Source organism: Amycolatopsis aidingensis (assembly GCF_018885265.1).
GTDB lineage: Bacteria > Actinomycetota > Actinomycetes > Mycobacteriales > Pseudonocardiaceae > Amycolatopsis > Amycolatopsis aidingensis.
The window spans coordinates 5,360,747-5,386,524 of the sequence record NZ_CP076538.1; the positions used below are offsets into that span (position 1 = coordinate 5,360,747).

The window sequence follows — 25,778 nt, forward strand, 5'->3', positions numbered from 1 at the left end:
TGTCCCCGGCCTATCCCCGCGGGTCCCGCCGGTCGAGCTCGGCGAGGATCTCCGGGCCGAGCTGGGTGACGTCCCCGGCGCCCATGGTGACCAGCAGGTCACCTGGCCCCACCAGATCCACGGCCAGCGCCGCGGCACGGTCGAACGCGGGCTCGTAATGCGCCTTGGCGTCCACGATCCGCTCGGCCACCAGCGCGCCGGTGACCCCGGGTTCCGGCTCCTCGCGCGCGCCGTAGACGTCCAGCACCACCACCTCATCGGCGAGGCCAAGCGCCTCGGCGAACTCGGCGGCGAAGGCCTTGGTGCGCGAGTAGAGGTGCGGCTGGAACACCACGACCACGCGGCCCTCGCCCGCCGCGTAGCGCACGGCCCGCAGCTGGGCGGCCACCTCGGTGGGGTGGTGCGCGTAGTCGTCGTAGACCCGCACGTCCGCCGCGCGGCCCTTGAACTCGAACCGCCTGCGCACCCCGCCGAAGGCGGCCAGCCCCTCGGCGAGGCATTCCGCCTGCGCGCCGAGTTCGACCCCGGCCAGCAGCGCGGCGACCGCGTTCAGCGCCATGTGCTCCCCCGGCACCGCCACGCCGACCTCGAGTGGCCGGCCGCCGATGGACAGCCGCACCGTGCCGCCCTCGGGGCCCGGGGTGTAGTCCAGCACCCGCGCGTCCTCCGGCCCGGTCGCGGAGCGGCCGTACCGGCGCACCCGGATCCCCGCCGCCTCGGCGCGGGCGGCCAGTTCGGCTGCCGGGGGGTCGTCGGCATAACTGATCAGCACCCCGCCGGGGGCGATCCGCCGGACGAACTCGCCGAACACCGCCACATAGGCCTCGACGGTGCCGTGATGGTCGAGGTGATCCGGCTCCACATTGGTCACCACAGCCACCGAAGGCGTGTAGCTGAGGAAGGACCCGTCGCTCTCGTCGGCCTCGGCGACGAACATCCCGCCCTCGCCGTGGTGCGCGTTGGCCCCGGACTCGTTCAGGTCGCCGCCGATGGCGAAGGAAGGGTCGAGCCTGCAGTGCTGCAACGCGACGGTGAGCATCGAGGTGGTCGAGGTCTTGCCGTGGGTGCCCGCGATGCAGGCCACCCGGTGCCCAGCCATCAGCAGGGCCAGCGCCTCGGCCCGGTGCAGCACGGTGATCCCGCGCTGCCTGGCCGCGGCCAGTTCCGGGTTGGTCTCCTTGATCGCGGTGGACACCACCACGGCGGACGGCCCGCCGTCGAAGGCGTCCAGGTTCTCCGCCCGCTGCCCGATCGCGATCTCGGCGCCCTGCGCGCGCAGGGTGGAGAACGCGCGGGAGTCCTTGGCGTCCGACCCGGACACCCGCGCACCCCTTGCCAGCAGGATGCGGGCGATCCCGCTCATCCCGGCGCCGCCGACGCCGACCAGGTGCGCGCGGCGCAGCACCTCGGGAACCTCGGTCATTTACTCCCCACCCCCGCTGCTTCCAGGACCATCGTGGCCAGTACCTCGTCGGCCTCCCCGTGCCCGAGTCCGACCGCGGCGGCGCTCATCTTCGCGATCCGGTCCGGGTCGGCGACCAGCGGTACGACCCGCTCGGCGACGGTGGCCGGGGTCAGCGCGGAGTCCTCGATCAGCAGGGCGGCGCCCGCGTCCACCGCGGGCCGCGCGTTCAGCGCCTGCTCCCCGTTGCCGTGCGGCAGCGGAACGAACACCGCTGGCAGGCCCACCGCCGACACCTCGGCGACGGTCATCGCGCCGGACCGGCACAGCACCGCGTCCGCGGCGGCGTAGGCAAGGTCCATCCGTTCCAGGTAGGGCACCGGAAGGTAGCAGGGCTTACCGGGGAACTCCTGCACCACCAGGGTGTTCTTCGGGCCATGCGCGTGCAGCACGCCGACCCCGGCCTCGGCGAACTCCCTCGCCGCTCCGGAGACCGCGGTGTTGATCGACTGGGCGCCCTGGGAACCGCCGAACACCAGCAGGGTCGGCGCATCGGGATCCAGCCCGAAATGCCTGCGTGCCTCGGCCCGCAGCGCGGCCCGGTCCAGGGTCGTGATCGAGCGGCGCAGCGGGATGCCGACCACCCGCGCTCCTGGCAGCGGGGTTCCGGGCACCGCGACCGCGACCCCGCGGGCGAACCGCGCCCCGACCCTGTTGGCCAGCCCGGCGTGCTGGTTCGCCTCGTGCACCACGATCGGCACCCGGCCACGGGCGGCGAGATAGGCAGGCAGCGCGACGTAGCCGCCGAAGCCGACCACCACATCGGCCCCGACCCGCTCCAGCACCTGCCTGGTGCGCTTCACCGAGTCCCGCACCTTCAGCGGCAGCCGCAACAGGTCGGCCGTCGGCTTGCGCGGCAGCGGCACCGGCGGGATCAGTTCCAGCTGGTAGCCCCGCTCCGGAACCAGCTTGGTCTCCAGCCCCCTGCTGGTGCCCAGCGCCACCACGGAGGCCTCCGGGCACAGCCTGCGCACCGCGTCGGCCAGCGCCAGCGCGGGCTCGATATGGCCCGCCGTGCCGCCACCGGCGACGACCACGGTCGGTCTGCCCTGCTTCCCGCCCCGGACCTCCTGGCTGGAACCCTGCCCAGCTCCCGGCTCGCTCACCTACGTCCTCTCCGTGTCGAAGTTCCGCGTGCCGGCGCCGCCCGCGTCGCGGAGCGCCTGCCATGCTCGGGTGCGGCCCGCCTGCGGTCCGCCACGGCCGCCGACCGTGCGCCCCGCGGGCGGGGGCGTTCCCCGCCCTTGGCGGTGCCGGTCCGGCCCGCGGTCCGGCGTTTGGCCGGTGGCCGGTACGGCTCGGGTGCCGGCAGCCGCATCAGGCGGCCGAATTTACCCGGCCCCTGGGTGCGTAGTGCGGCCACCGCCTCCGGTTCGTGCCGCGCGCAGTTGGCCAGTAACCCGAACAGCCCCATCGTCACCACCAGTGAGGTACCGCCGTAGGAGATCAGCGGCAGGGTCACCCCGGTGACCGGCAGCAGGCTCACCACGTAGCCGATGTTGATCGCGGCCTGCATGACGATGGAGGCGGTGAGGGTCGCCGAGACGATCCGGATCCACGGGTCCAGGTTGCGCACCGCGATCCGCATACCCACCACGGCGAGCAGGCCGAACAGGCCGATCACGGCGGCGCAGCCGACCAGTCCGAGCTCCTCGCCGATCAGCGCGAAGATGAAGTCGTGCTCGATATTGGGCAGGTAACGCCATTTCGACTGGCCCTGGCCGAGGCCCTTGCCGAACAGCGAGCCCTCGGCGAGCGCGTACAGCGCCTGGTTGGCCTGCAACCCCTTGCCCAGCGGGTCGGAGCCGGGGTTCAGGAAGGTCATCACCCGGTCCAGCCGGTAGTCGGCGATCAGCGCCAGCACCACGAACCCACCGAGCGCGCCGGCGAGGATCACCGCGAACAGGCGTTTCGGCGCGCCGGCGAACCACAGCAGGGCCAGCAGGATCACCCCGAGCGGCAGGGTGCCGCCGAGGTCGGGCTGGGCCATCACCAGCGCGCACATCAGCAACGCCCCTGGCACCAACGGCACCAGCAGGTGCCGCCACTGGCCGAGCAGGTTGTACTTGGTGACCAGGATGTGCGCCCCCCACAGGGCGAGGGCGACCTTGGCCAGCTCCACCGGCTGCAGGGAAAGCGGCCCGACGATGAACCAGCCCTGCGAGCCGTTGATATCCGTGCCGAGCGGGGTGAGCACCAGCGCGAGCAGCCCGAGCGAAAGCACCATCGCGGTGGAGGACAGCGCCCGGATCCGACGCAGTGGCACTCGCAGGGCGATCCAGAACGCCAGCACGCCGATGGCAAGGAACATCAGGTGCTTCTGGAACTGGGCGTACACCGACTCCCCGGACTCCGGGTCGTAGGAGGCGACCGAGGAGGCGGAAAGCACCATCACCACGCCGATCGTGGCGAGCAGCCCGCAGACGGCGAGCACCAGGTGGAAGGAGGCCAGCGGCCGGGACAGCCACGCGGTGAGCGCGCTGATCGCGGCGGGGACGCCGCGGAGCGGACGTTCCCGGCTGCGGCGCGCGCGGGTGTCGTCCTGTCCCTTGGGGTCCCGGTCAACCACCGTCATGTCGACGTCCAGCGGCGGGCCCGGCGAGTGCGTGCACCGCGGCCACGAAGGCCTCGCCGCGCTGCGCGTAGTCGCGGAACAGGTCCAGCGAGGCGGCAGCGGGCGCCAGCAGCACGACATCACCAGGACGCGCCATCGCGCTGGCCGCACTCACCGCCGCAGTCATGGGATCATCGTCACCCGGCGGGAGGCGCTGGACCGGTACATCCGGCGCGTGTCGCGCAAGAGCGGCGCCGATCACGTCCGCGTCCACCCCGAGCAGCACGGCGCCACGCAGCCTGCCTGCCACCTCGGCGACCAGCTCGTCCACCGAGGCGCCCTTCAGCTGCCCGCCCGCGATCCACACCACGCCGGGATAGGCACGCAGCGAACCAGCCGCGGCGTGTGGGTTGGTCGCCTTGGAGTCGTTCACGTAGCGGACTCCGCCGATCTCGGCCACTTCCACCGCGCGGTGCGCGGCGGGCTGGTAGCCGGCCAGCCCGCGGCCGACCGCATCGGCCGGCACCCCGTAGGCCCTTGCCAGCGCGGCGGCGGCGAGCGCGTTGGCCACGTTGTGCGGGCCGGGCGGGCGGATGTCGGCGAGCGTGCCCAGTTGTTCGGCCGTGGTCGCAGGGTCGGCCACGAAGGCGCGGTCGACCAGCAGGTCCTCCACCACGCCGAGCTCCCCCGGCCGGGGGGTGCCGGTGCCGAAGCCGACCCTGGCGGCGCCGGGCGGGGCGTGCTCATCGGCCAGCCGGGTGGAGGCCGCCTCGGCCACGTTGTGCACCACGGTGCCGGAGCGCTCGTGAATGGCGCCCTTGGCCTCGGCGTAGGCCGCGAGGGAGCCGTGCCAGTCCAGGTGGTCCTCGGCGAGGTTGAGCACCACGGAGGCGTGCGGGGCGAGCGTGCTCGACCAGTACAGCTGGTAGCTGGACAGTTCCACGGCCAGCACCCGGTGCCCGGCGAGCACGGCGTCCAGTACTGCGAATCCGACGTTTCCGCAGGCCACGGCGTCCGCACCGGCCGCGCGCAGTATCCCGGCGAGCATGCCGACGGTGGTGGTCTTGCCGTTGGTGCCGGTCACGGCCAGCCAGACCGGGGGCTGGGGCAGGGTGTTGCCGATCCGCCAGGCCAGCTCCACATCGCCGATCACCTCGATACCCGCCTCGGCGGCGCGGGCCAGCAGCGGGGCGGTGGGCTTCCAGCCGGGGCTGGTGACCACCAGCGAGGTGCCCTCCGGCGGGGTGTCCAGCCCGGCGGCCAGCCGCACGCCGAGCGGCTCCAGTTCGGCCAGCCGCTGCGCGTTGCCGTCGGTCACCGTGACCTCGGCGCCCATGGCGGCCAGGGCACCGGCGACCGACCTGCCGGTCACCCCGGCACCGGCGACCAGCACGCGGCGTCCGGACAGGTCCATGGCCGCTAGATCCCCGCGACGCTGAGCTGTTCGCTGTAGAACAGCCCGAGGCCGAACAGGCAGCAGATCGCGGCCAGCAGCCAGAACCGGATGATGACCGTGGTCTCCGCCCAGCCTGCCAGCTCGAAGTGGTGGTGGAACGGGGCCATCCGGAACAGCCTGCGCCGGGTGGTGCGGAAGACCGCGATCTGCGCGACCACGGACATCCCCTCGACCACGAACAGCCCGCCGATCACGATGGCGAGCAGCTCGGTGCGGGTGGTCATGGCCAGCCCGGCCACCAGCCCGCCCAGCGCCAGCGACCCGGTGTCCCCCATGAAGATCTTCGCCGGGGCGGCGTTCCACCACAGGAAGCCGACACAGCCCGCGGCCGCGGCCGCGGCCACCACGGCGAGGTCGAGCGGGTCCCGCACCTGGTAGCAGGCGGCCTGCGGGGTCTCAGCGCAGCTCAGCCTCGCCTGCCAGAAGGAGATCACCACATAGGTGGCCAGCACCATCGCGGCGGCGCCACCGGCGAGACCGTCCAGGCCGTCGGTGAAGTTGACGACGTTCGACCAGGCCGAGATCACCACCACGGAGAAGATGATGAACACCGGCAGCGGGAAGTAGATCAGCGCGAGGTCCCGGACGTAGGACAGGTTCTGCGAGGCAGGGGTGAGCCCGTTGGTGTCGGGGAACTGCACCACCAGCACCGCGAAGGTGATCCCGACGACCAGCTGGCCCACGGTTTTCGCGGTCTTGTTCAGCCCGAGGTTGCGCTGCTTGCGGATCTTGATGAAGTCGTCGAGGAAACCGACGATGCCCAGCGCGACCGCGAGGAACAGGACCAGCAGGCCGGATGCGGTGGGGCCGTCGTTGGTCGAGCCGCGCAGCCAGTCCACGATATGCGCGACGAAGTAGCCGACCACCATCGCGATGATGATCGCGACCCCGCCCATGGTCGGGGTGCCGCGCTTGGACCGGTGCCCCTGCGGGCCCTCCTCGCGGATCTCCTGCCCGAAACCCTGCCGGGAGAACAGCCGGATCAGGTACGGGGTGAACAGGATGGAGACGACGAGGCCGACCGAGGCGGCGATCAGGATGCTGATCACGCGGCACCGCCCGACACCGCCGTGCCACCGGCGAGGACCGCGTCCGCGACCCGCCACAGCTGCGCGACCTTGGAGGCCTTCACCAGCACCACGTCACCCGCGCGCAGCTCATCGCGCAGCAACGCGATCGCGGCGTCGGCGTCGGGTACCAGCACCGACTCCTCACCCCAAGAACCCTCATGGCTTGCGCCCTGATGCATGGCGGCAGCGTCCTCTCCGACGACCACGAGCCTGTTGATGTTCAGTCGCACGGCGAGACGGCCGATCTCGTCGTGCGCGTGCACGCTATCGGCCCCCAGTTCGCCCATCACACCGAGGACCGCCCAAGATCGCCTGCCGCTGCTCATCGAGGCGAGCGCCTTCAGCCCGGCCCGCACGGACTCCGGGTTGGCGTTGTAGGAGTCGTTCAGCACGGTGATCCCGTCCGGGCTGGTGCCGACCTCCATCCGCCGCTGCGAGCGGCGCTGCACGGCGCTCAGCCTCGCGGCCACCTCGTGCACGCCGGAACCGAGCTCCAGCGCGACCGCGGCCGCGGCGAGCGCGTTGCCGATCTGGTGCTCACCATGCAGCGGCAGCCGCACCGCGGCCTCCCCCTGGGGGGTCACCAGCCGGAAGGCGGGGCGGGCCTGCTCGTCCAGGGTGACCTCCGCGGCGCGCACCTGCGCGTCCGGATGCTCGCCGACCCCGACCACCCTGGCGCGGGTGCGGCCTGCCATGGCGGCGACCAGCGGGTCGTCCAGGTTCAGCACGGCCAGCCCTTCGGGTGGCAGCGCTTCCACCAGCTCGCCTTTGGTCCTGGCGATGCCCTCGCGGGAGCCGAACTCACCGACATGCGCGCTGCCGACGTTGAGCACGACCCCGATCCGCGGCGGGGCGACGGCGGCCAGCTGGGCGATATGCCCCGGCCCGCGCGCGGACAGCTCCAGCACGAGGTGACGGGTCTGCGCGTCGGCCCGCAGCGCCGTCCAGGGGTGCCCGAGCTCGTTGTTGAACGATCCCGGCGGGGCGACCGTCGGGCCGAGCGGTTCGAGCAGCTGCGCGATCAGGTCCTTGGTGGAGGTCTTGCCGGAGGAACCGGTCACGCCGATCACGGTCAGCTCGCCCGCGGACAGCTCGGTGACCACATGCCGGGCCAGCTTGCCGAGCGCGGCCAGCACGGCGGCCCCGGAACCGTCGGTGTCCCCGGTGAGGGCGACCGAGCGGGCGTGCGCCTCACCCTCGGCCGGCGGCGGCACCAGCACCGCGGGTGCGTCCACCGCGCGGGCGGCCAGCACCCCGGCCGCGCCCGCCCGCACCGCCTGCGCGGCGAAGGAGTGCCCGTCCACCCGTTCGCCAGGCAGCGCGACGAACAGCCCGCCATCGGCGAGCTTGCGGGAGTCGAACTCCACCCCGGCCCGCACCGTCTCGGTGCCCTTGGCATGGTGCAGCCTGCCCCCGACGATCTCGGCGATCTCGGCCAACGTCAGCGCGATCACGCGTCGGCTCCCAACCTGTCGCGGATGGCGGCCTCCAGTTCGTCCCGGTCGGAGAAGGGATGCACGATCCCGCCGACCTCCTGCCCCGTCTCGTGTCCCTTGCCCGCGACCAGCACCACGTCCCCTGGGCGGGCCCGCTCGACCGCCGCCGTGATGGCTTCCCTGCGGTCCCCGATCTCGATGATCTCGCCCCCGGCGGCCGGGCTGACCGTGCGGGCCCCGGCGAGCATGGCGGCCCTGATCGAGGCCGGGTCCTCGCTGCGCGGGTTGTCGTCGGTGACGATCACCAGGTCGCTGCCGCGCACGGCGGCCTCGCCCATCATCGGCCGCTTGCCGGTGTCCCGGTCCCCGCCGCAGCCGAGCACGGTGATCAGCCTGCCCTCGGTGCCCGCCCGCAGCGCCTGCAGTGCCAGGGTGACCGCGGCGGGCTTGTGCGCGTAGTCGACCACGGCGGTGAACGGCTGGCCGAGGTAGACCCGCTCCATCCGCCCGGGGACCTCCACGGCGGCGAGGCCGTCCACGATGTGCTCGATCGGCACCCCCGCCGCGTCCAGCACGGCCGCGGCGAGCACCGCGTTGGCGACGTTGAAGGCGCCGGGAAGGGGGATGGTGGCCGGTACCTGCAGCCCTTCCGGACCGTGCAGCATGAAGGCCTGCTTGCCCGCGGTCGCGTACCGCATCTCGGTGGCGTACCAGCTGGCGTGCGCGTCCGGCTCGGTGGCCACGGTGATGGTGTGCGGGGTGACCAGCGCCTGGCCCCACGCTCCGTCCACGACCACCACCTCCGCGGTGGACCGGCCGTCGAACAGCAGGGACTTGGCCGCGAAGTAGTCCTCCATGTCCCGGTGGAAGTCCAGGTGGTCCTGGGAAAGGTTGGTGAACGCCCCGACCGCGAACCGGGTGCCGTTCACCCTGCCAAGGGACAGCGCGTGGCTGGAGACCTCCATCGGCACATGCGTGACGCCCTGCTCGACCATCACCGCGAACAGCGCCTGCAGGTCCGGCGCCTCCGGGGTGGTGAAGGCGCTGGTCAGCCGCTCACCGCCGATCCTGGTCTCCACAGTGCCGATCAGCCCGGTGAGGTGGCCCGCGGCCCGCAGCCCGGACTCGATCAGGTAGACCGTGGTGGTCTTGCCCGAGGTCCCGGTCACGCCGAGCACGTTCAGCTGGAGCGAGGGTTCCCCGTAGATCCAGGCCGCCACCGAGCCGAGCACGCCGCGGGGGTCGGGGTGTACCAGCACCGGAACCGGGGCGTCCCGCAGCGCGGCCCGCTCGGCGCCCGCCTCGTCGGTGAGCACCGCGGCGGCCCCCGCGGCGATCGCCTCGGCCGCGAAGTCCGCGCCGTGCGCCCGCGCCCCTGGCAGGGCGGCGAAGAGGTCACCGGGAAGCACATGCTGGGCACGCAGGGTCGCGCCGGTCACGGTGGTCTCGACCGGCGCGGCGGCCTGGGCGTCCGGGATGAGCCGGGCGTCCGCACGGGCGACCAGCGTGGTCAGCGGGACCGGTTCGATCCGGTCCGGTCGTGGCGGCGCGAACACGGCCTTCACCGGGGTGTCCGGAACCTGTCCCCCGGACGCGGTGGGCCCATCGCTGTTGACAGACACAGGGCGGAAGGTTACCGGCGAGCCCTTCCGGCGATGGCAACCGGTGCAACGTCTTCGCCCACCCGCCATCCCCCATCCTGTACGGTTCCCGCCCACTCACCAGAAAGCCCTGAACGTGCCGTTTGCGACGTTAGGCGTCGCGAACGGCATGTTCGGGCCATCTGACGTCCGGAAAGCCACGTTCAGGGCATTTCAGCGGGTCACAGGGCGGTGAGGCTGGCGATCTTCCAGCGGCCGTCCACGTGCCTGGCGAGGATGTCCAGGTGCGCGGTGGTGGGATCCTCCCGGTTGTCGCCATCGCGCAACGCCTGCTGATCCAGGAACACCAGCACGCGGGCCTGGTCGCCACGCAGTTCCCGGACGCCGATGGCGCGGATCGTGGTGCTGCGCACCAGTTGCTGGTCGGTGGCCTGTTTCCGCGCGGCGGCGAAGGAGGCCCGGTACTGCTCGACGGCCTCACCCACCAGCACCCGCTCGGCGGCCCGCTCGGTGCGGGCGAGGTTGTTGTAGTCATAGGAGAAGATCGCCTTGACGCCGGCGCCGATCTGCTCGGTGACCTCCTCGGTCGCCGCCACGTCCACCAGCGCGGTGTTGGCCTCCGGATCGCCGGAGCGCAGGGCCGCCGCCTCCAGCGCGAACCACACCGCGCCGCCCGCGGCCAGCACCAGTGCGGCGGCGAGCGCGGCGAGCAGGCTCGCGCGGGACTCCGGTTTCGCGAGCCTCATCAGCCTGCCGCCTGCACGGTACTCACCTTCCAGCCCCGCTCGGTCCGCTTCGCCTCGGCGATGAGCCTGCTGCGCTGTTGCTGCTCGGGCTGGTCCTCGGTACGCACGGTCACCTCCAGCACCGCGATCAGCCGGGCGGTGCCCGCGGCCCGGTCCAGTTCGGTCACCGCGGAACGCAGGACCCTGGCCGAGGACACGGTCTTCGTCCCCGCAGCCCGGTCCAGCTGCAGCTGCCGGTCACCGGAAAGGTCCTCGTGCAGCCTGCCGGTGGTCACCTGGATCCACTGCTCGACATCGCGCTCGGCCTGCCGGTGGTCGATCGTGTTCAGGGTGACCAGGCCGTGCACCACCGCGGCCCGCACCGTGTCCCGTGCGCGCGCCGTGGCGAGTCCCTCGTCCCTGGCCGCGCTCCACCACGCCCAGCCGAACCAGGCCGCCGCCAGCAGGGCCACCGCGACCAGCCCGGCCAGCATCTTCAGCGCCCGCGGGGTGGTCATCGGGGCAACCCGAGCAGCTTTCCCAGCCCTGGCAGCGGGCCGCCACGGGCCAGGTCGAGCAGGCCGGGTAGCGCGTCCTCCCGTGGGCCGCCGTGCGGCGATGGCTTGCGCGGCTGGTCCGGCACCTGCACCGGCTTGCCCGCGTACGGCGCGTTCTGCGCACCCCGCACCCCGGTCGCGCTGCCCGGCGGCTCCGCGCAGTAGGCCTGGGTGTTCGGCGGGGCGTCCGAGGTGTCGCTGGCCGGGCGCTGGTTCGTGCCCTCGTAGCCCTTGGTGCAGGAGAACGGGTCGAACAGGTTGAACACCAGCCCGAGATGCCCCTCCCCGCCGGAGGTCACCGACTTGCTGAACGCCGAGATCACCGGGTAGGCCACCAGCAGTTGCTCGATGGCGTCGGTCCGCACCTTGGTGATCCGCGCCGTGGTGAGCAGGTTCGCCAGCACCACCCCGAGATCGGTGCCCGAGGTGGCCAGCACCTCGCTGACCTGCCTGCCGAGTTTCGGCGCCTCGTCGATCACCGCGCGCAGGTCCGGATCGGAGGTCTTCAGCTGCGCGGCGATCTCGCGCAGTCCGCTCGCCAGCTCGGTGATGTTGGCCGCCTGCCGTTGCTGGGTGTCCAGCACGATCCGGCCGTCGGCCAGCAGTGCCCTGGTCTGCGGCAGGTGCTCGGTGGCGGCCGCGGTGAACGAGCCCGCGCTGTCCAGCAGCTGCTGTAGATCCGGACCCGCGTCGGCGAAGGCGTCGTAGGTCTCGTCCACAACCGTGCGCAGCGACTGTGGGTCCACACTGGATACCAGCCGGTCCAGGTTGCCGAGCACAGTGTCCGGGGACGGCGGGATCGAGGTGCGCGCGGCCGGGATCACCGAGCCGTCGGTCAGGTACGGGCCGTTCTCGTGCCGCGGGCGCAGATCCACGTACTGCTCCCCGACCGCGGACCGGTTGGCCACCGCGGCCCTGGTGTCGGCGGGAATGGGCGGGGCTTCGGATTCGATGTCCATGGAGACCGCGACGCCCTCCTCGGTCAGGTGCATCGCCGTCACCTTGCCCACCGCGACCCCGCGATAGGTGACCTCCGCGTTCACGAAGATCCCACCGGAGTCCTCCAGCTGCGCGGTGACGAGGTAGCCGCGCGTGCCGAGCAACCGGTCCAGGCCCGCGTAGTTCACCCCGGCGTAGGTCACCGCCACCGCGGCGATGACCACGAAGGCCAGCAGCTGGATCCGGTTCTTGCGCGCCAGCATCACGCACCTCCCAGCAAGGTGCCCAGCAGCCCGCCGAGCAGGCCGGGATCCTGCCGCTCCGGGCCGGACTCCTGCCCGCCGGTGGCGGGGGGTTCGGTGCGCGGCAGCGGTAACGCCGGTGCCTGCGGGTCCTCGGCGGGCGGCGCCTGGCCGGTGCCCGGCCCGGTGCCGGGCAGCTGCAACGGCGGCTGCGAGGAGTCGGTGAAGTTCTGGAAGATCGAGTCCAGGTTCAGGTCCAGCCTGGCCCGCACGTTGGCGTAGTCCCCCTTGACCACGGCCCCTGCCGCGGACGGCAGCGGGTAGGTCGGCAGGATCTTCAACGCGACCGGCAGGTTCCGCCCGGCCTCGGCGAGCTTGGTCAGCGTGGGCCGCAGGGCACGCAGGTTCTGCACCAGCTGCCGCTTGCTCTGCCGCACCGTGTCCACCGCGACCCCGGACAGCTCGTCGAGGGACTGCAGCATGCCGACCAGCTGGTCCCGCTGCTCGGCGACGACCCGCAGGCCGGGCGCGAGGTTGTCCAGCGCGTCGGTGAGGTGTCCCGTCTGCTGCACCATGGTGCTGGACAGCCGGTTCAGGCCCTCGATCGCCCTGATGATCTCGCCCTTGTGCCCGTCAAGCTCGGTGGCCAGGGTATCCACATGGGACAGCAGCGCGCGGATCTCGGCCTCGTTTCCGGAGAGTGCCTTGTTCAGCTCCCGTGCGATGTTCTGGAACTGCTCGATCCCGCCACCGTTCAGCAGCAGGGACAGCGCGCCGAGCACCTCCTCCACCTCGGGGTTGCGGTTCGTCCGCGCCAGCGGGATGTGCGCGCCCTCGCCCAGCCGCCCGTGCGCCCGCTCGCCGCCGGGCGCACGCAGCTCGACGAACTTCTCCCCGAGCAGGCTGGACTGGCGCAGCTCGGCGGCGGCATTCGCCGGCAACTCCACCTTCCCGTGCACCGCCATGGTCACGATCGCCGACTTCGTGTCCGGCGCCAGCTCGATCTTCTCCACCCGGCCCACCGGCACGTCGTTCACCTTCACCCCTGCCTGCGGCACCAGGTCGAGCACATCGGCGAACTGGGCGGTGATCCGGTACGGGTGCTCGCCGAGGTCCGCCCCGCCGGGCAGCGGGGTGTTGTACAGCCCGGAGAAACCGGACTCCCCGCACCCGCCGAGCGCGAGCAGCAGGACGGTCACCACGCCGATCCTGGCAAGTCTGCTCATTGGCCACCTCCGCCGAAGTCCCTGCTGAACGCGTCGGCAAGCGGCAGCGGTAGCGGGGGCAGCTCACCGCGCTGGATCGCGGCGAGCATGTCCGAGAGCGAGGGTACGTCCAGCGCGCCCTCCACCACCTTGGCGATGGTGTCGCACAGCGAGCCGAGCGCGTCCGGCAGCTGCTCCGGGGTGCCCGCGCTGACCAGGCGGCACAGCGTGGTGAGCAGCGGGTGGGTGATCTCGTTCGGGTTGTACCGGATCTGGATGCTGCCGGAGGCCGCGTCGTAGGAGTTGATGAAGTTCGTCATCCCGGTCGGCCCGACATCGAGCACCTCGGCCAGCGCGGCCCGCTGGTCCACCAGCACCCCTGTGATGCCGGCCAGTTTGTCCACATTAGAGGAAAGTGCCTCGCGGTTCTCCGCGACGAACCCGTGCACCTCGTTCAACGAGGTGGCCAGCGCGGAAAGGGCGGAGCCCACGTCGTCGGAGTCCTCCGCGAGGAAACCACCGACATCGGCCAGCCGCTCGTAGAACTCGCCAAGCTGCTTGTCGCTGCGGGCGAGCATGGTGGTGAACGACTGCAGGTTCCGCACGGTGGCGAACAGGTCGCCTTCGGAGTTCTCCAGGGTCTTGGACAGCTCGGCCAGCCGGTGCGCGGTGTCGCCGAGGCTCTTGCCGTTGCCGTCCAGGTTCGCGGCCAGGGTGTCCAGCGCGCCGGACAGCGCACCGTCGGAGTTGGCCCCGTCCGGACCGAGGCTGGTGGACAGCTCGTTCAGGCTGCGGTACAGCTCGTCCAGCTCGGCTGGAGTCTCGGTGCGCTCACGCGGGATCACGGTGCCGCCTGGCATCGCGGGCCCGCCGTCGTAGGCCGGGGTCAGCTGCACGTAGCGGTCGCTGACCAGGCTCGGGGACACCACCACGGCACCGGCGTTCTCCGGGACCTGCACGCCGTCGTCCACCAGCAGGTCCACCCGGACCTGCCCGCCCTCCGGGGTGACCGCGGTGATCTCGCCGACCGGAACGCCGAGCACCCGCACCGAGGAACCGGCGTAGAGCCCGACGGCCTTGTCGAAGTACGCGGACAGCCGGGTGCCGCCGGAGTCGCGTACCAGCCACCACATTCCGGTCGCCAGCACCAGCGCGATCACGCAGCCGATCGCCAGCCAGGAGTACAGGGTGCGCCCGGTGCGGGTCTCGATCGCCATCAGCCACCTCCCTGTCCGGTGACGCCCTGGTCCGGTGCGGCCAGCGGCGGGGTGCAGCCCTCGCGGTTGATCTGGGCGGCGCCCGCGTTGATCACCGGGGGCAGCAGGCCGCAGATGTAGCCCTCGAACCAGCGTCCGTTTCCGGTCGCGTTGGCGCCGAGCCTGGTGAACGGCGCCAGCAGCTCGAGACTGCGGTTCAGGTTGTCCTGGTTGCGTTGCAGCACGTCGGTGACCGTGCCCAGCTTCTCCAGCGCGGGCCGCAGCTGCTGCCGGTTGTCCGCGACCAGCCCGGACAGCTGCTGCGCCAGCCGCTGGGTGCCGGTGAGCAGCCGGTGGATCGCGTCCCTGCGGTTCTGCAGCTCGGTGAGCAACAGGTTGCCGTCCTTGATCACCTTCTCCAGCTGCTCGTTGCGCCCGGCGAGGGTCTGCGAGAAGCGGCTGGTGTTGGCCAGCAGCATGCGTAGTTCCTCGTCCCTCGAGGACACCGTCTCGGACAGCGCGGACAGGCCGTGCAGGGCGTCCCGCAGGTGCGGTGGGGTGTCCCGCAGGGTCTCGGAGAGCACGTCGAAGCTCTGCGCGAGCCTGCCGGTGTCGATCTCCCCGACCGTGCCGGACAGCTCCTTGAAAGCGTCCTGGAGCTCGAAGGGGGTGCGGGTGCGCTCGACCGGGATCGGCTCGGCCGGGTCCTGCGGCCGCTCGCCCCGCGGCCGCACAGCGAGGTACTTCTCCCCCAGCAGGGTCTTGATCTCGATCGAGGCGGTGGAGTCCGCGCCGACCCTGGTACCGGTGACGGTGAACTCCACCCGCACCCGCTTGCCGTCCAGCGCGACCTCGTCCACCTCGCCGACCTGCACCCCGGCCACCTGGACCTCGTTGTCCACGGCCAGGCCTGCGGACTCGGCGAAGTAGGCCGAGTAGGTGGTGCCGTTGTCGAAAAGCGGCAGGTCCTCTGCGGAGTACACGGTGATCACGATGAGCCCCAGCAACACCAGGGTCACCCCGCCCACCGCGGACTGGTTGCGTTCACGCAGACGTTTCATGACGGCTTGCACCTTTCCGGCTGCTCGGTCGCCGGGAGCGGCAGGATGGGCACGGTGAGGTTCAGCGAGGAGATGCCGATGGTGCCGGAGAGCCCGCAGAGGTAGTAGTTGTACCAGCTGCCGTAGCTCAGCGTCCTGGTGAACTTCTCCAGGTTGCCCGGCATGATCTGGAGCAGGTGGTCGAGCAGTTCCTCGGAGTCGGCCAGGTTCCCTGACAGCTCCCCGAGCGCGGCGATGTCCTCCTTCAGGTGTGGCCGGGCCTCGGTGACCAGCCCGGCGGTCGCGTCGGTCAGCTCACCCAGCGCGGACACCGCCTGCCCGATCGGTTCGCGCTGCTGCGCCAGCCCGGTGACCAGGTTCTGCGTGACCTGGACCAGGTTCTCGAACTGCGGGGTGCGCTGGTTGACCGTGTCCAGCACGGTGTTCAGGTTGCCGATCACCTCGCCGATCAGCTCGTCCTTCTCGGCGATAGTGGAGGTCAGCGAGGCGATATGGGAGAGCAGGCTGCGGAGTGTGCCGCCCTGTCCCTGGAAGACCCGGACGATCTCGTGCGAGAGCGCGTTGACCTCCTTCGGGTCCAGCGCGGTGAACAGCGGCTTGAACCCGTTGAACAGCACGGTCAGGTTCAGTGCCGGTTCGGTGCGTTCCAGCGGGATCGTCTCCCCCGCGGTCAGTACGTCCGCGCCGGGCACGTCGGTGTTCAGCGAGAGGTAGCGCTGGCCGATCAGGTTGCGGTACTTGATCGTCGCGGTCACCGAGGCCGGCAGCTCGCGCACCGACTCCACGGTGAAGTCCACCTCGGCCTGGTTGCCCTCGCTCACCGCGATGCTCTCCACCTGGCCGACCTTGACCCCGGCGATCCGCACGTCGTCGCCGGCCTTCAGGCCCGAGGCCTCGGTGAACCGGGCGGTGTAGCCGGAGGTCTCACCGAAGTTGGTGTTCGCGATGGTGGCGCCGAGCACGGCGGTGAGCAGCACCGTGACCGCGGCGAAAATCAGGATCTTGATCAGCGAGGGGACGAAGCTGCGCATTACTCGACGGTCACCTCCGCTCCGCGGTACAGCGGGCCGACCAGCAGGCTGGTCCAGCCGGGTATCTCGGCAGGGGACACCCCGAGTTGTCCCGCCCGCAGCCCGGCGATCAGCCGCCGTTCGGCCGGCGAGTTGGCAAGGGACTGGGCAGCGGGCGTGCCACCGCCACCGCCGGTGGTCTCCTCGAACCCGCGCGGGGAGTTCGGCGGGGCGGGTTTGCTCGCGCCGTCCTTGATCGGCCCCTCCGGCGGGTACTGCGGCCACCGGCCCGGCGCGGGCGCCTGCGGGTAGCAGCGGGGGCCGCGTTTGTCGTTGTACTCCGGCTCGTCCACGCCCGGCAGGTACTTGCCGCGGCTGGCGGTGAACCGGATGGTCACGTGGTTCATCTCGTCGGTGCCCTTGCCGAAGGCCGCCTCGGCGGCGGGAATCGAGTCGGCGAGCTGCTTGAGCATGCACGGGTACTCGGGGGCGTACTTCGCCAGCACGTCCAGGGTGGGCTGCACGGTGCGGGTGAGGTCGATCAGGTTGTCCTTGTTCACCTCGAGGAAGCTGCCGAGATCGGCGGATGCGGTGCTGACCGTGGCGTACAGGTCGGTGAGTTGGTCCCGTTTTTCCAGCAGGGTCCGGCTGGTGGTGGTGAGATCGGACAGTGCGGTGAGGAAGTCCGGCGCGGCCTCGGCGTAGGTGCCTGCGGTGTCGGCCAGCCCGGTGAGGTCGGCCTTGAGGTCCGGTAGCGAGGGGTTGATCCGTTCCAGGTAGTCGCCGAGCGCGACCAGGGTGTCGCCGAGCTGCTCGCCGCGGCCCTCCAGCGCGGTGGACACCGCGTTCAGCGTGCTGGCGAGCTTCTGCGGCTGCACCGACTGCAGCAGCGGCAGCACGTTACCGAGCACCCGCTCCAGCTCGATCGCGGTGCTGCTGCGGTCCTGCCCGATCACCGCGCCCGCGGCCAGCGGCTCCGGCGCGGGCTCCGCCGGGATCTGCAACGCCACGTAGCGCTCACCGAACAGGGTCTTCGGCAGCAGCCGGGCGCTGACGTTGGCCGGGATCAGGTCCACCTTCTCCGGTTCCAGTGCGAGTTCGAGGGCGGCGTGCTCGCCGCCGGTCTCGATGGTGCGGACCTCCCCGACGACCATGCCGCGGATCTTCACGTCCGCGCCCTCGCGCATCTGGTTGCCGACATGCCCGGTCTCCAGCCGGACCCCGACGTAGTCCACGAAGGCCTTGTTGTAGATGGCGACCGTGGTCACGAAGAACAACGCGACCACGACCAGGAACACCAGCCCCAGCACCTGATGCCGCAGGCGGCGCAGCAGCATGGCCCTACGTACGCTCATCCGTTCCTCCTCCGCGATCCCGCGCGCATCCGCGATCGTGTCGACGGGCCGTGACTCACGGAGTACCGGCACGTGGAGGAGGTACGCGGCCCGCCGCCCCGATAGCGGGCCTGACGGCAGGTGCGCGCTCTCTGGTCACCTGGAGTGCCGCGACTCAGTATGGAGCTACTCATCCCGAGATCCTCACCGTTGTGGTGGCGCCCCAGATCGCCAGGCTGAGGAAGAAGTCCAGCACCGCGATCAGCACGATCGAGGTGCGCACAGCCCGCCCCACCGCGATACCGACCCCGGCCGGACCACCGCGTGCGGTGTAGCCGTAGTAGCAGTGTGAGAGCACCACCAGCACGCTGAAGATGATCACCTTGCCGAAGGACCACAGCACGTCCTCCGGCGGCAGGAACAGGTTGAAGTAGTGGTCGTAGGTGCCCGCCGACTGCCCGTAGACCCAGATGGTGATCTGCCGGGACGCCAGGTACGAGGACAGCAGGCCCACCGCGTACAGCGGGATCACCGCGGCCACCCCGGCCAGCACCCTGGTGGTGACCAGGTACGGCAGGCTGGGCACCCCCATCACCTCCAGCGCGTCGATCTCCTCGGAGATCCGCATCGCGCCGAGCTGCGCGGTGAACCCGCAGCCCACCGTGGCCGAAAGGGCCAGCCCCGCGGACAGCGGCGCCACCTCACGGGTGTTGAAGTAGGCCGAGATGAACCCGGTGAGCGCGGCGGTGCCGAGCTGGTTCAGCGCGGAGTAGCCCTGCAGCCCCACCACCAGGCCGGTGAACAGGGTCATCCCGATCATCACGCCGAGGGTCCCGCCGATCACCGCCAGCGCCCCGGTTCCGAAGGAGACCTCGGTCAGCAGGCGCGCGGTCTCCCTGCCGTAGCGCCGCAGCGTGCGCGGGGCCCAGGCCAGTGCCCTGGCGTAGAAGGAGAGCTGGCTGCCGAACCCCTCCAGCATCGCGCCGGGGCGCGCGATGATCTCCAGGGTGCGGTCCACCCGTTCCGAATCGTCCGCCCGCGTCGTCATCTACAACGCCTTCGGGGGAACGATCTGCAGGTAGATCGCGGTGAGCACGACGTTGATCAGGAACAGCAGCAGGAAGGTGATCACCACAGCCTGGTTCACCGCGTCCCCGACGCCCTTCGGCCCGCCTGCCGGGTTCAGCCCGCGGAAGGCGGCAACCACCCCGGCGACGAACCCGTACAGGAACGCCTTGATCTCACTGATCCACAGGTCCGGCAGCTGCGCCAGTGCGTTGAAGCTGGCCAGGTAGGCGCCAGGGGTCCCGCCCTGCATGACCACGTTGAAGAAGTAGCCACCGAGCACCCCGACCACGCTGACCAGGCCGTTCAGCAGCACCGACACCACGATCGCGGCGAGCACCCTCGGCACGATCAGGCGCTGGATCGGGTTGACCCCGAGCACCTCCATGGCGTCGATCTCCTCGCGGATCTTGCGTGCCCCGATATCCGCGCAGACCGCGCTGCCGCCCGCTCCGGCCACCAGCAACGCGGTGATCAGCGGGCTGGCCTGCTGCACGATGGCCAGCGCGCTGGCCGCACCGGTGAAGGACTGCGCCCCGATCTGCTGGGTCAGCGAACCCAGCTGCAAGGCGATCACCGCGCCGAACGGGATCGCCACCAGCGCGGTCGGCAGGATGGTGACGCTGGCGAAGAACCAGCACTGCTGGATCCATTCCCGGAACTGGAACGGCCTGCGCGGAATGGCCCGCAGCACCTCGGCCGAGAGCGTGGCCAGCCGCCCCACCTGGGCGAGCGCGGCGGCGCCGGGGATCGTGCTCCCCGCGGGTCGAGCACCCATCACGCCTCCGCATTCGCCGTTGAACAGGGGTCAGATCTTGAGCGCGTGTGTCGCCGTCGCGCCTCCGTCCGCGACGAACTCGCCGCCGGTGCAGTACGAGCTCTCGTCGCTGGCCAGGAAGAGTGCCAGCCCGGCGATCTCCTCGGGCTGACCGACGCGCCGCAGCGCGAGTTTCTTGCCGACCCTGGACAGATCAACCTCGGCGCCCCCGGCTGCGTCCTGCACCATCCGGGTGTCGATCATCCCGGGGTGCAGCGAATTCACCCGGATGCCGCGGCCGCCGAGCTCCAGCGCGGCCACCTTGGTCATCCCCCGGATGGCGAACTTGCTCGCGGTGTAGGCGACCAGGAACGGCATACCGGCCAGTCCCTCCACAGAGGACACGTTGACGATGGAACCACCACCCGCGGCGGTCATCGGTTCAACGACCGAACGCATGCCGAGAAACGTGCCGATCTGGTTCACCCGCAGTACCCGCTCGTAGTCGGCGAGGCTGGTGCTGGCCAGCTCGGAGAAGTGCAGGATGCCCGCGTTGTTCACCAGCACGTCCAGCCCGCCGAACTCGGCGACGGCCCGCTGCACGGCCAGTTCCCATTCGTCCTCGGCCCCGACGTCGAGGTGCTGGTAGCCTGCCGCCGCGCCGAGCTCGTCGGCGAGCTGCTTACCCGCGTCGTCGGCCACATCGGCCAGCAGCACGCGGGCACCCTCGGCGACGAAGCGCCGGGCCGCGGCGGCGCCCTGGCCACGGGCCGCGCCGGTGATCAGCGCGACCTTGCCCGCCAGCCTGCCTTCCGTGGTCAGTGTTTGTTTTGAAACGCGCGACACGATCGGCTCGGCGGGGCTCGGACTCTGGCCCCGATCGTCACCACCGCGAGTCATGCGCCCCGCCTCCCCGCTCGTGGGCTGTCGCCGCGCGCGTTCTTCCACTCACCACTCGCAATCCAATCCGGCTCCACGGCGGTCACTTACATCATCTCCTCGGTCAGCGGCAGCATCACGGTCTTCAGCTCGGTGTAGGCCTCGAAGGCGGACCGGCCGCCCTCCCTGCCGAGCCCGGACTGCTTGAACCCGCCGAAGGGCAGATGCGGTTCCACCTGGAACCCGTTGATCCCGATCGTTCCGGCCCGCAGCCTGCGGGACACCCGGAAGGCGCGCTGCACGTCGGAGGTGAACAGCCCGGCGCCGAGCCCGTACTCGGTGTCGTTGGCCAGCGCGACCGCCTCCTCCTCGTCGTCGAAGGGGACCACCGCGAGTACCGGGCCGAAGATCTCCTCCTGCGCGATGGTGGCCGCGTTGTCCACATCGGCGAAGATGGTCGGGGCGACGAAGTTGCCCGCGGCGAGGTCGCCCTCCAGCCGCTCCCCGCCGCAGACCAGCCTGGCCTCGCGCTTGCCGGTGTCGATGTAGCCGAGCACACGCTCCAGCTGGCGCTCGTTGATCAGCGGGCTGGAGATCACGCCGGGGTCGAACGGGTCACCGTAGGTGATGCCCGCGGTCATGCCCTGCGCGGCCGCGATGAATTCCTCGTAGACCTCCCGCTGCACCAGTGCCCTGGTGTTGGCCACGCAGGCCTGCCCGGAAAGGCCCATGGTGACCGCGCCGGTGACGGTCGCGGCGGCCAGTCCCACGTTCGGCGCGTCCCCGAACACGATCGCCGGGCTCTTCCCGCCGAGCTCCAGCGACACCCGTTTCAAGGTGCCTGCCGAGGCCTCCACGATGCGCTTGCCGACCGCCCTGCTGCCGGTGAAGCTGACCTTGTCCACGCCGGCGTGGGTGATCAGCGGTTCACCGACGGCCGCGCCGGTGCCGGTGACCACGTTCAGCACCCCGGCAGGCAGCCCGGCCTCGGCCAGCAGCTCCACCATCCGCAGCACCGCGAAAGTGGCGTACTCCGACGGCTTCAGCACCACGGTGCAGCCTGCCGCGAGCGCGGGCGCGACCTTCTGCGCGAACAGCAGGAAGGGCGCGTTCCACGGCAGGATCGCGGCGACCACGCCGATCGGCTCACGGAAGGTGGCCGCGAGGTGGTCGCCACCCTGGTACGGCGGAAGGGTCTGCCCGCCCACCTTGTCCACCCAGCCCGCGTGGTGGTCGAACACGTCGGCTGCGGCGCCGACCGAGGTGGCGTAGATGCCGCCGAAGGAAAGCGGCACGGAGTTGTCCAGTGCCTGCAGGGCACGCAGTTCGTCGGCGTGCTCGCGCAGCAGGTTCGCGTAGCGGTGCAGCAACCCGATGCGCACGCTCGCTCTGGAGTTGGACCACTCGCCGGAGTCGAAGGCCCTGCGCGCGGCGGCCACGGCCGCGTCCACATCGGCGCGGCCCGCGGCGGCGAACTCCCCCACCTCCTCCCCGCTGGCGGGGTGCCGGTGGGTCCAGGTGGCCCCCTCCGCGGCGGGCCCCCACTGGCCGTCGAGGTAGAGCAGCCCGGTCTTCAGGCCGAGCGATTCGCGGTGCGGTTGCACGGTGAGCGGCATGAGCTGGCTCCTCGGTGTGGATGGGTTCAGGGCAGGGCGAGGATCTCGGGTGCGGCGAACATCCGCGCCGGGTCACGTTCGGCGAAGTAGCCGCCGACGGTGTCCGCGAGCTCGGCCAGGGTCCAGGTCTCGCCGGTGGTGTCGAAGCGCTGCTCCACCGACGGCGGCCGGAGCAGGGCGACCATGCCGCCGTGCACCACGAACACCTGGCCGCTGATCCGTTCGGCCGCTTCTCCGGCGAGGAAGGCGACGAACGGGGCGACGTGCTCGACCGAAAGCGGGTCGGTGCCGGTCTCGGGTGCGTCCCCGAAGACCTCGGCGGTCATCGCGGTGCGAGCACGCGGGCAGATGGCGTTGGCGCGCACCCCGTACCGGCCGAGTCCTCTGGCGGTCGCCACGGTGAGCGCGGCGATCCCGCCCTTGGCAGCGGCGTAGTTCGGCTGGCCCTCGGAACCGACGAGGAAGGCCTCGGAGGCGGTGTTCACCACCCTGCCGTACACCGGCCCGCCCTGTGCCTTGGACTGCTGCCGCCAGTAGGCGCCCGCGTTGCGCGACAGCAGGAAATGCCCGCGCAGGTGCACCCGCAGCACGGCGTCCCACTCCTCGTCGGACATGTTGAACAGCATCCGGTCGCGCACCACCCCGGCGTTGTTCACCAGGATGTGCAGGCCGCCGAGCTGTTCGGTGGCGGCGCCGATCAGCTCGTCCGCGCAGGACCGCTCCGCCACGTCCCCTGCCACGGGTAACGCGGTGCCGCCGCGGGACTCGATCTCCCCGGCCACCGCCTTGGCGGCGTCACCGAGGTCGTTGACCACCACCGCGGCGCCCGCCTCGGCCAGTGCCAGCGCCTCGGCCCTGCCGAGCCCGGCCCCGGCTCCGGTCACGATGGCGACCTTGCCCTGCAAGCCCGCCAAGCCTTCCTGGCTCAATCCAGCGTCACCACCTGACGGATCACCTCGGTGCTGCCCCGGCGCAGCAGGTCGAGGCCGTCGTTGATATCGGCGAAACCGATCCGCCGGGAGATCATCCCGTCCAGGTCGAGCAGCCCGGCCCGCCAGAACCCGAGCATCCGGCCGGTGTCCCGGTGCACATGCGCGGAGCCGTAGAAGGAGCCGAGGATCTTCTTGTCGTGCAGGAACAGCTCCTGCGCGCTGAACTCCACCATCGCGTCCGCCTTGCCCGCCCCGACGATCACCACCGAGCCGCCGCGGCGGGCGTGGTCCCAGGCCGAGCGGATCGTGCCGGGGAGGCCCACGATGTCGAAGGCGTAGTCGAAGCCTTCGCCCGCGGTGACCGACTGTTTGAGCTCCTCGAGACCCTCGGGGATGGTCGCGTGGGTGGCGCCGAACTTCTTCGCGGTCTCGTGCTTGGCCTCGACCGGGTCCACGGCCACGATCGTGGTGGCGCCTGCGATCCGGGCGCCCTGGATGACCGAGATCCCGACACCGCCGCAGCCGATGATCACCACGGTGGAGCCCGGCCGGACCTGCGCGGTGTTCAGCACGGCCCCGACCCCGGTGAGCACCCCGCAGGCGACCAGCGCGGCGGTCTCGAAGGGCACGTCCGGGTCCACCTTGACCGCCCCGGCCGCCGGGACCACCACCTCCTCGGCGAAGGTGCCGAGGCCCGCGTAGCCGAACAGCGGGTTCTCGCCGAGCCGGAAGCGGGGCGAGGTGAACGCGGCGATCGCGTGCACCGCACACAGGTTGGGCTCACCGCGCAGGCAGCTCGGGCAGGCGCCGCAGGGCGGGACGAAGGAGACGGTGACGTGGTCGCCCGGCGCGAGGTGCTCCACCGCCGAGCCCACCTGCAGGATCTCGCCCGCCCCCTCGTGACCGACCACCCCTGGCGCCAGCGCGGGCAGGGTGCCGTCCATCGCGGAAAGATCGCTGTGGCAGACGCCCGAGGCCCGCACCCGGATCCGCACCTCGTGCGGGCCGGGATCGACCGTCGTGACATCGTCCCGCAGCTCGAGCTTGTCATCGCCGATCGCGTTCAGCACGGCCGCTCTCACTCCGACTGCCCTCCCAGGGTCCACCGAACCGCCGTTGGTTCGTGTCTCAGGCCACAGACTAGAATCTGTTCTCGCCTTGGGCAAGCCCTACTTTACGGGTGTTACTCCCGTATGAGCAGGGCGTTCTTCGGGCAGGACGCAACCGCTTGCGAAACACGTTCTACTTCTTCGGCAGGCGGGTTCGGCTGAATGATCCGCAGCTCCTCGTCCTCATCCAGCTCGAAGACCGCGGGGGCGATGGCGACGCACACCTCGTTGGCCTCGCACAGTGACCGGTCGACGCTGACCTCCATGACTTCCTCCCGTCCGCATCCTGCGGTACAACTAGAACTTGTTCTACATTAGCGCGGCGGGTGGACCCGATACCAGTTCAACGCCCGAGGTGGAGGTTTGGATGCGCATCAGCTACACGCCCGAGCAGGCCCGGCTGCGCGAGGAGCTGCGGTCCTACTTCACAGGGCTGATGACCCCGGAGCGTTCCGAGGCCCTGCGCGGCGAGGGCGGCGAGTACGGCGACGGCACCGCGTACCAGGAGATCGTGCGGGAACTGGGCCGCGAGGGGCTGCTGGCGATCGGCTGGCCGAAGGCCTACGGCGGGCAGGAAAGATCCATGCTCGACCAGCTGATCTTCACCGACGAGGCGGCCGCGGCCGGGGTGCCGGTGCCGTTCCTGACGATCAACACCATCGGCCCGACGATCATGCGTTACGGCACCGAGGACCAGAAGGCGTTCTACCTGCCGCGGATCGCGGGCGGCGAGGCGCACTTCGCCATCGGCTACTCCGAGCCGGAGGCCGGCACCGACCTGGCCGCGCTGCGCACCCGCGCGGTCCGCGAGGGCGAGGAGTACGTGGTCAACGGCCAGAAGATGTGGACGAGCCTGATCGAGTACGCCGACTACGTGTGGCTGGCCGTGCGCACCGACCCGGACGCGCGCAAGCACAAAGGGCTGAGCATCCTCATCGTGCCCACCTCGGCCGAGGGCTTCTCCTGGACCAAGGTGCACACGGTCGCCGGGCCGGGCACCAGCGCGACCTACTACTCCGACGTGCGGGTGCCGGTGCAGGCCCGGATCGCCGAGGAGAACCAGGGCTGGCCGCTGATCACCAACCAGCTCAATCACGAGCGGGTCGCGCTCACCTCTGCGGCGCCGGTGACCTCGGCACTGCGGGCCGTGCGGGAGTGGGCGCAGCAGACCACCCGGCCCGACGGCAGCCGGGTCATCGATGCCGAATGGGTGCGCATGCACCTGGCCAGGGTGCATGCGCACGTGGAGTACCTGAAGCTGCGCAACTGGGAGATCGCCTGGACGGCGAGCCAGTCGACGGAGCAGCTGGGCCCCGCCGAGCCCTCGGCGACCAAGGTGTTCGGTACCGAGCTGACCATCGAGGCCTGCCGGCTGCTGATGGAGGTCCTCGGCACCGGCGCGGTGGTGCGCGAGGGCTCGCATGGCGCGGTGCTGCGCGGCCGGGTCGAGCGGCTGCACCGCTCGGCGCTGATCCTCACCTTCGGCGGGGGCACCAACGAGGTGCAACGCGACCTGGTGGCCGCCACCGCACTTGGCCTTCCGGTCAGCCGCTGATCCACCGTTCCCGAGGA

General features: G+C 71.2%; 23 protein-coding genes. 1 reads left to right on the forward strand and 22 read right to left on the reverse strand.

The window, feature by feature from the left end; genetic code table 11:
• Positions 1-10 precede the first annotated feature (10 nt).
• The 22 genes from murC to KOI47_RS24455 form a co-directional block, all read right to left on the reverse strand.
• A complete protein-coding gene (murC, locus tag KOI47_RS24350; RefSeq protein ID WP_216207837.1) occupies positions 11-1,423 on the reverse strand; it encodes a UDP-N-acetylmuramate--L-alanine ligase in 1,413 nt (470 codons plus the stop codon).
• Positions 1,420-2,499 carry an undecaprenyldiphospho-muramoylpentapeptide beta-N-acetylglucosaminyltransferase gene (gene murG, locus KOI47_RS24355; RefSeq protein ID WP_216217518.1) on the reverse strand — a complete coding sequence of 360 codons (1,080 nt, stop codon included), beginning with the start codon at positions 2,497-2,499 and terminating at the stop codon, positions 1,420-1,422. The genes murC and murG overlap by 4 nt, the downstream gene beginning before the upstream one ends.
• Positions 2,500-2,564: 65 nt before the next feature.
• Complete coding sequence (gene ftsW / locus KOI47_RS24360; protein WP_216207840.1) at positions 2,565-4,037, reverse strand: putative lipid II flippase FtsW; 1,473 nt, start codon at positions 4,035-4,037, stop codon at positions 2,565-2,567.
• Positions 4,024-5,430 (reverse strand): UDP-N-acetylmuramoyl-L-alanine--D-glutamate ligase, encoded by a 1,407-nt coding sequence (gene murD, locus KOI47_RS24365; RefSeq protein ID WP_216207843.1) that lies wholly within the window; start codon positions 5,428-5,430, stop codon positions 4,024-4,026. The genes ftsW and murD overlap by 14 nt, the downstream gene beginning before the upstream one ends.
• 5 nt (positions 5,431-5,435) lie before the next feature.
• Entirely contained in the window at positions 5,436-6,521 is a 1,086-nt protein-coding gene (mraY, locus tag KOI47_RS24370; RefSeq protein WP_216207846.1) for a phospho-N-acetylmuramoyl-pentapeptide-transferase, read from the reverse strand.
• The gene (locus KOI47_RS24375; RefSeq protein WP_216207850.1) at positions 6,518-7,996 is read right to left on the reverse strand and encodes a UDP-N-acetylmuramoyl-tripeptide--D-alanyl-D-alanine ligase; all 1,479 of its coding nucleotides are present in this window, start codon (positions 7,994-7,996) and stop codon (positions 6,518-6,520) included. The genes mraY and KOI47_RS24375 overlap by 4 nt, the downstream gene beginning before the upstream one ends.
• Positions 7,993-9,534: a UDP-N-acetylmuramoyl-L-alanyl-D-glutamate--2,6-diaminopimelate ligase gene (locus KOI47_RS24380; RefSeq protein ID WP_232376912.1), complete on the reverse strand. Its 1,542-nt coding sequence runs from the start codon at positions 9,532-9,534 to the stop codon at positions 7,993-7,995. The genes KOI47_RS24375 and KOI47_RS24380 overlap by 4 nt, the downstream gene beginning before the upstream one ends.
• Positions 9,535-9,800: 266 nt before the next feature.
• Positions 9,801-10,325, reverse strand: a complete 525-nt coding sequence (locus tag KOI47_RS24385) for a hypothetical protein (protein ID WP_216207881.1) — start codon at positions 10,323-10,325, stop codon at positions 9,801-9,803.
• Positions 10,325-10,822, reverse strand: coding sequence for a hypothetical protein (locus KOI47_RS24390; protein WP_216207884.1), 498 nt, complete (start codon positions 10,820-10,822; stop codon positions 10,325-10,327). The genes KOI47_RS24385 and KOI47_RS24390 overlap by 1 nt, the downstream gene beginning before the upstream one ends.
• Entirely contained in the window at positions 10,819-12,063 is a 1,245-nt protein-coding gene (locus tag KOI47_RS24395) for an MCE family protein (RefSeq protein WP_216207886.1), read from the reverse strand. The genes KOI47_RS24390 and KOI47_RS24395 overlap by 4 nt, the downstream gene beginning before the upstream one ends.
• Positions 12,063-13,268 (reverse strand): MCE family protein, encoded by a 1,206-nt coding sequence (locus KOI47_RS24400; RefSeq protein ID WP_216207889.1) that lies wholly within the window; start codon positions 13,266-13,268, stop codon positions 12,063-12,065. Before KOI47_RS24400 ends, KOI47_RS24395 begins: the two co-directional genes overlap by 1 nt.
• A complete protein-coding gene (locus KOI47_RS24405) occupies positions 13,265-14,464 on the reverse strand; it encodes an MCE family protein (RefSeq protein ID WP_216207892.1) in 1,200 nt (399 codons plus the stop codon). The genes KOI47_RS24400 and KOI47_RS24405 overlap by 4 nt, the downstream gene beginning before the upstream one ends.
• Positions 14,464-15,504, reverse strand: coding sequence for an MCE family protein (locus KOI47_RS24410; RefSeq protein ID WP_216207895.1), 1,041 nt, complete (start codon positions 15,502-15,504; stop codon positions 14,464-14,466). The genes KOI47_RS24405 and KOI47_RS24410 overlap by 1 nt, the downstream gene beginning before the upstream one ends.
• Complete coding sequence (locus KOI47_RS24415; protein WP_216207898.1) at positions 15,501-16,535, reverse strand: MCE family protein; 1,035 nt, start codon at positions 16,533-16,535, stop codon at positions 15,501-15,503. The genes KOI47_RS24410 and KOI47_RS24415 overlap by 4 nt, the downstream gene beginning before the upstream one ends.
• Positions 16,535-17,869 carry an MCE family protein gene (locus KOI47_RS24420; protein ID WP_232376216.1) on the reverse strand — a complete coding sequence of 445 codons (1,335 nt, stop codon included), beginning with the start codon at positions 17,867-17,869 and terminating at the stop codon, positions 16,535-16,537. The genes KOI47_RS24415 and KOI47_RS24420 overlap by 1 nt, the downstream gene beginning before the upstream one ends.
• 169 nt (positions 17,870-18,038) lie before the next feature.
• Positions 18,039-18,896, reverse strand: a complete 858-nt coding sequence (locus KOI47_RS24425) for an MlaE family ABC transporter permease (RefSeq protein WP_216207901.1) — start codon at positions 18,894-18,896, stop codon at positions 18,039-18,041.
• Positions 18,897-19,691, reverse strand: a complete 795-nt coding sequence (locus tag KOI47_RS24430; protein ID WP_216207904.1) for an MlaE family ABC transporter permease — start codon at positions 19,689-19,691, stop codon at positions 18,897-18,899.
• Between the two features lie 30 nt (positions 19,692-19,721).
• Positions 19,722-20,516, reverse strand: coding sequence for a glucose 1-dehydrogenase (locus KOI47_RS24435; protein ID WP_232376217.1), 795 nt, complete (start codon positions 20,514-20,516; stop codon positions 19,722-19,724).
• 140 nt (positions 20,517-20,656) lie between these two features.
• The gene (locus KOI47_RS24440) at positions 20,657-22,165 is read right to left on the reverse strand and encodes an aldehyde dehydrogenase family protein (RefSeq protein ID WP_216207910.1); all 1,509 of its coding nucleotides are present in this window, start codon (positions 22,163-22,165) and stop codon (positions 20,657-20,659) included.
• A 26-nt stretch (positions 22,166-22,191) separates the two neighbouring features.
• Positions 22,192-23,094 carry a 3-oxoacyl-ACP reductase gene (locus KOI47_RS24445; protein ID WP_232376218.1) on the reverse strand — a complete coding sequence of 301 codons (903 nt, stop codon included), beginning with the start codon at positions 23,092-23,094 and terminating at the stop codon, positions 22,192-22,194.
• Complete coding sequence (locus tag KOI47_RS24450; protein ID WP_232376219.1) at positions 23,091-24,167, reverse strand: Zn-dependent alcohol dehydrogenase; 1,077 nt, start codon at positions 24,165-24,167, stop codon at positions 23,091-23,093. The genes KOI47_RS24445 and KOI47_RS24450 overlap by 4 nt, the downstream gene beginning before the upstream one ends.
• Positions 24,168-24,280: 113 nt before the next feature.
• Positions 24,281-24,472 carry a ferredoxin gene (locus KOI47_RS24455; RefSeq protein ID WP_216207915.1) on the reverse strand — a complete coding sequence of 64 codons (192 nt, stop codon included), beginning with the start codon at positions 24,470-24,472 and terminating at the stop codon, positions 24,281-24,283.
• Between the two features lie 101 nt (positions 24,473-24,573).
• On the opposite strand from KOI47_RS24455, the gene KOI47_RS24460 reads away from it, so the two are divergent.
• Positions 24,574-25,761: an acyl-CoA dehydrogenase family protein gene (locus KOI47_RS24460; RefSeq protein WP_216207917.1), complete on the forward strand. Its 1,188-nt coding sequence runs from the start codon at positions 24,574-24,576 to the stop codon at positions 25,759-25,761.
• Positions 25,762-25,778 lie beyond the last annotated feature (17 nt).

Coding starts and splice junctions, on each gene's coding strand:
- murC (WP_216207837.1), bottom strand. CDS start 1,423: ATGACCGAGGTTCCCGAGGTGCTGCGCCGCGCGCACCTGGTCGGCGTC.
- ftsW (WP_216207840.1), bottom strand. CDS start 4,037: ATGACGGTGGTTGACCGGGACCCCAAGGGACAGGACGACACCCGCGCG.
- murD (WP_216207843.1), bottom strand. CDS start 5,430: ATGGACCTGTCCGGACGCCGCGTGCTGGTCGCCGGTGCCGGGGTGACC.
- KOI47_RS24385 (WP_216207881.1), bottom strand. CDS start 10,325: ATGAGGCTCGCGAAACCGGAGTCCCGCGCGAGCCTGCTCGCCGCGCTC.
- KOI47_RS24390 (WP_216207884.1), bottom strand. CDS start 10,822: ATGACCACCCCGCGGGCGCTGAAGATGCTGGCCGGGCTGGTCGCGGTG.
- KOI47_RS24395 (WP_216207886.1), bottom strand. CDS start 12,063: ATGCTGGCGCGCAAGAACCGGATCCAGCTGCTGGCCTTCGTGGTCATC.
- KOI47_RS24400 (WP_216207889.1), bottom strand. CDS start 13,268: ATGAGCAGACTTGCCAGGATCGGCGTGGTGACCGTCCTGCTGCTCGCG.
- KOI47_RS24405 (WP_216207892.1), bottom strand. CDS start 14,464: ATGGCGATCGAGACCCGCACCGGGCGCACCCTGTACTCCTGGCTGGCG.
- KOI47_RS24410 (WP_216207895.1), bottom strand. CDS start 15,504: ATGAAACGTCTGCGTGAACGCAACCAGTCCGCGGTGGGCGGGGTGACC.
- KOI47_RS24415 (WP_216207898.1), bottom strand. CDS start 16,535: ATGCGCAGCTTCGTCCCCTCGCTGATCAAGATCCTGATTTTCGCCGCG.
- KOI47_RS24420 (WP_232376216.1), bottom strand. CDS start 17,869: ATGAGCGTACGTAGGGCCATGCTGCTGCGCCGCCTGCGGCATCAGGTG.
- KOI47_RS24425 (WP_216207901.1), bottom strand. CDS start 18,896: ATGACGACGCGGGCGGACGATTCGGAACGGGTGGACCGCACCCTGGAG.
- KOI47_RS24430 (WP_216207904.1), bottom strand. CDS start 19,691: ATGGGTGCTCGACCCGCGGGGAGCACGATCCCCGGCGCCGCCGCGCTC.
- KOI47_RS24440 (WP_216207910.1), bottom strand. CDS start 22,165: ATGCCGCTCACCGTGCAACCGCACCGCGAATCGCTCGGCCTGAAGACC.
- KOI47_RS24455 (WP_216207915.1), bottom strand. CDS start 24,472: ATGGAGGTCAGCGTCGACCGGTCACTGTGCGAGGCCAACGAGGTGTGC.
- KOI47_RS24460 (WP_216207917.1), top strand. CDS start 24,574: ATGCGCATCAGCTACACGCCCGAGCAGGCCCGGCTGCGCGAGGAGCTG.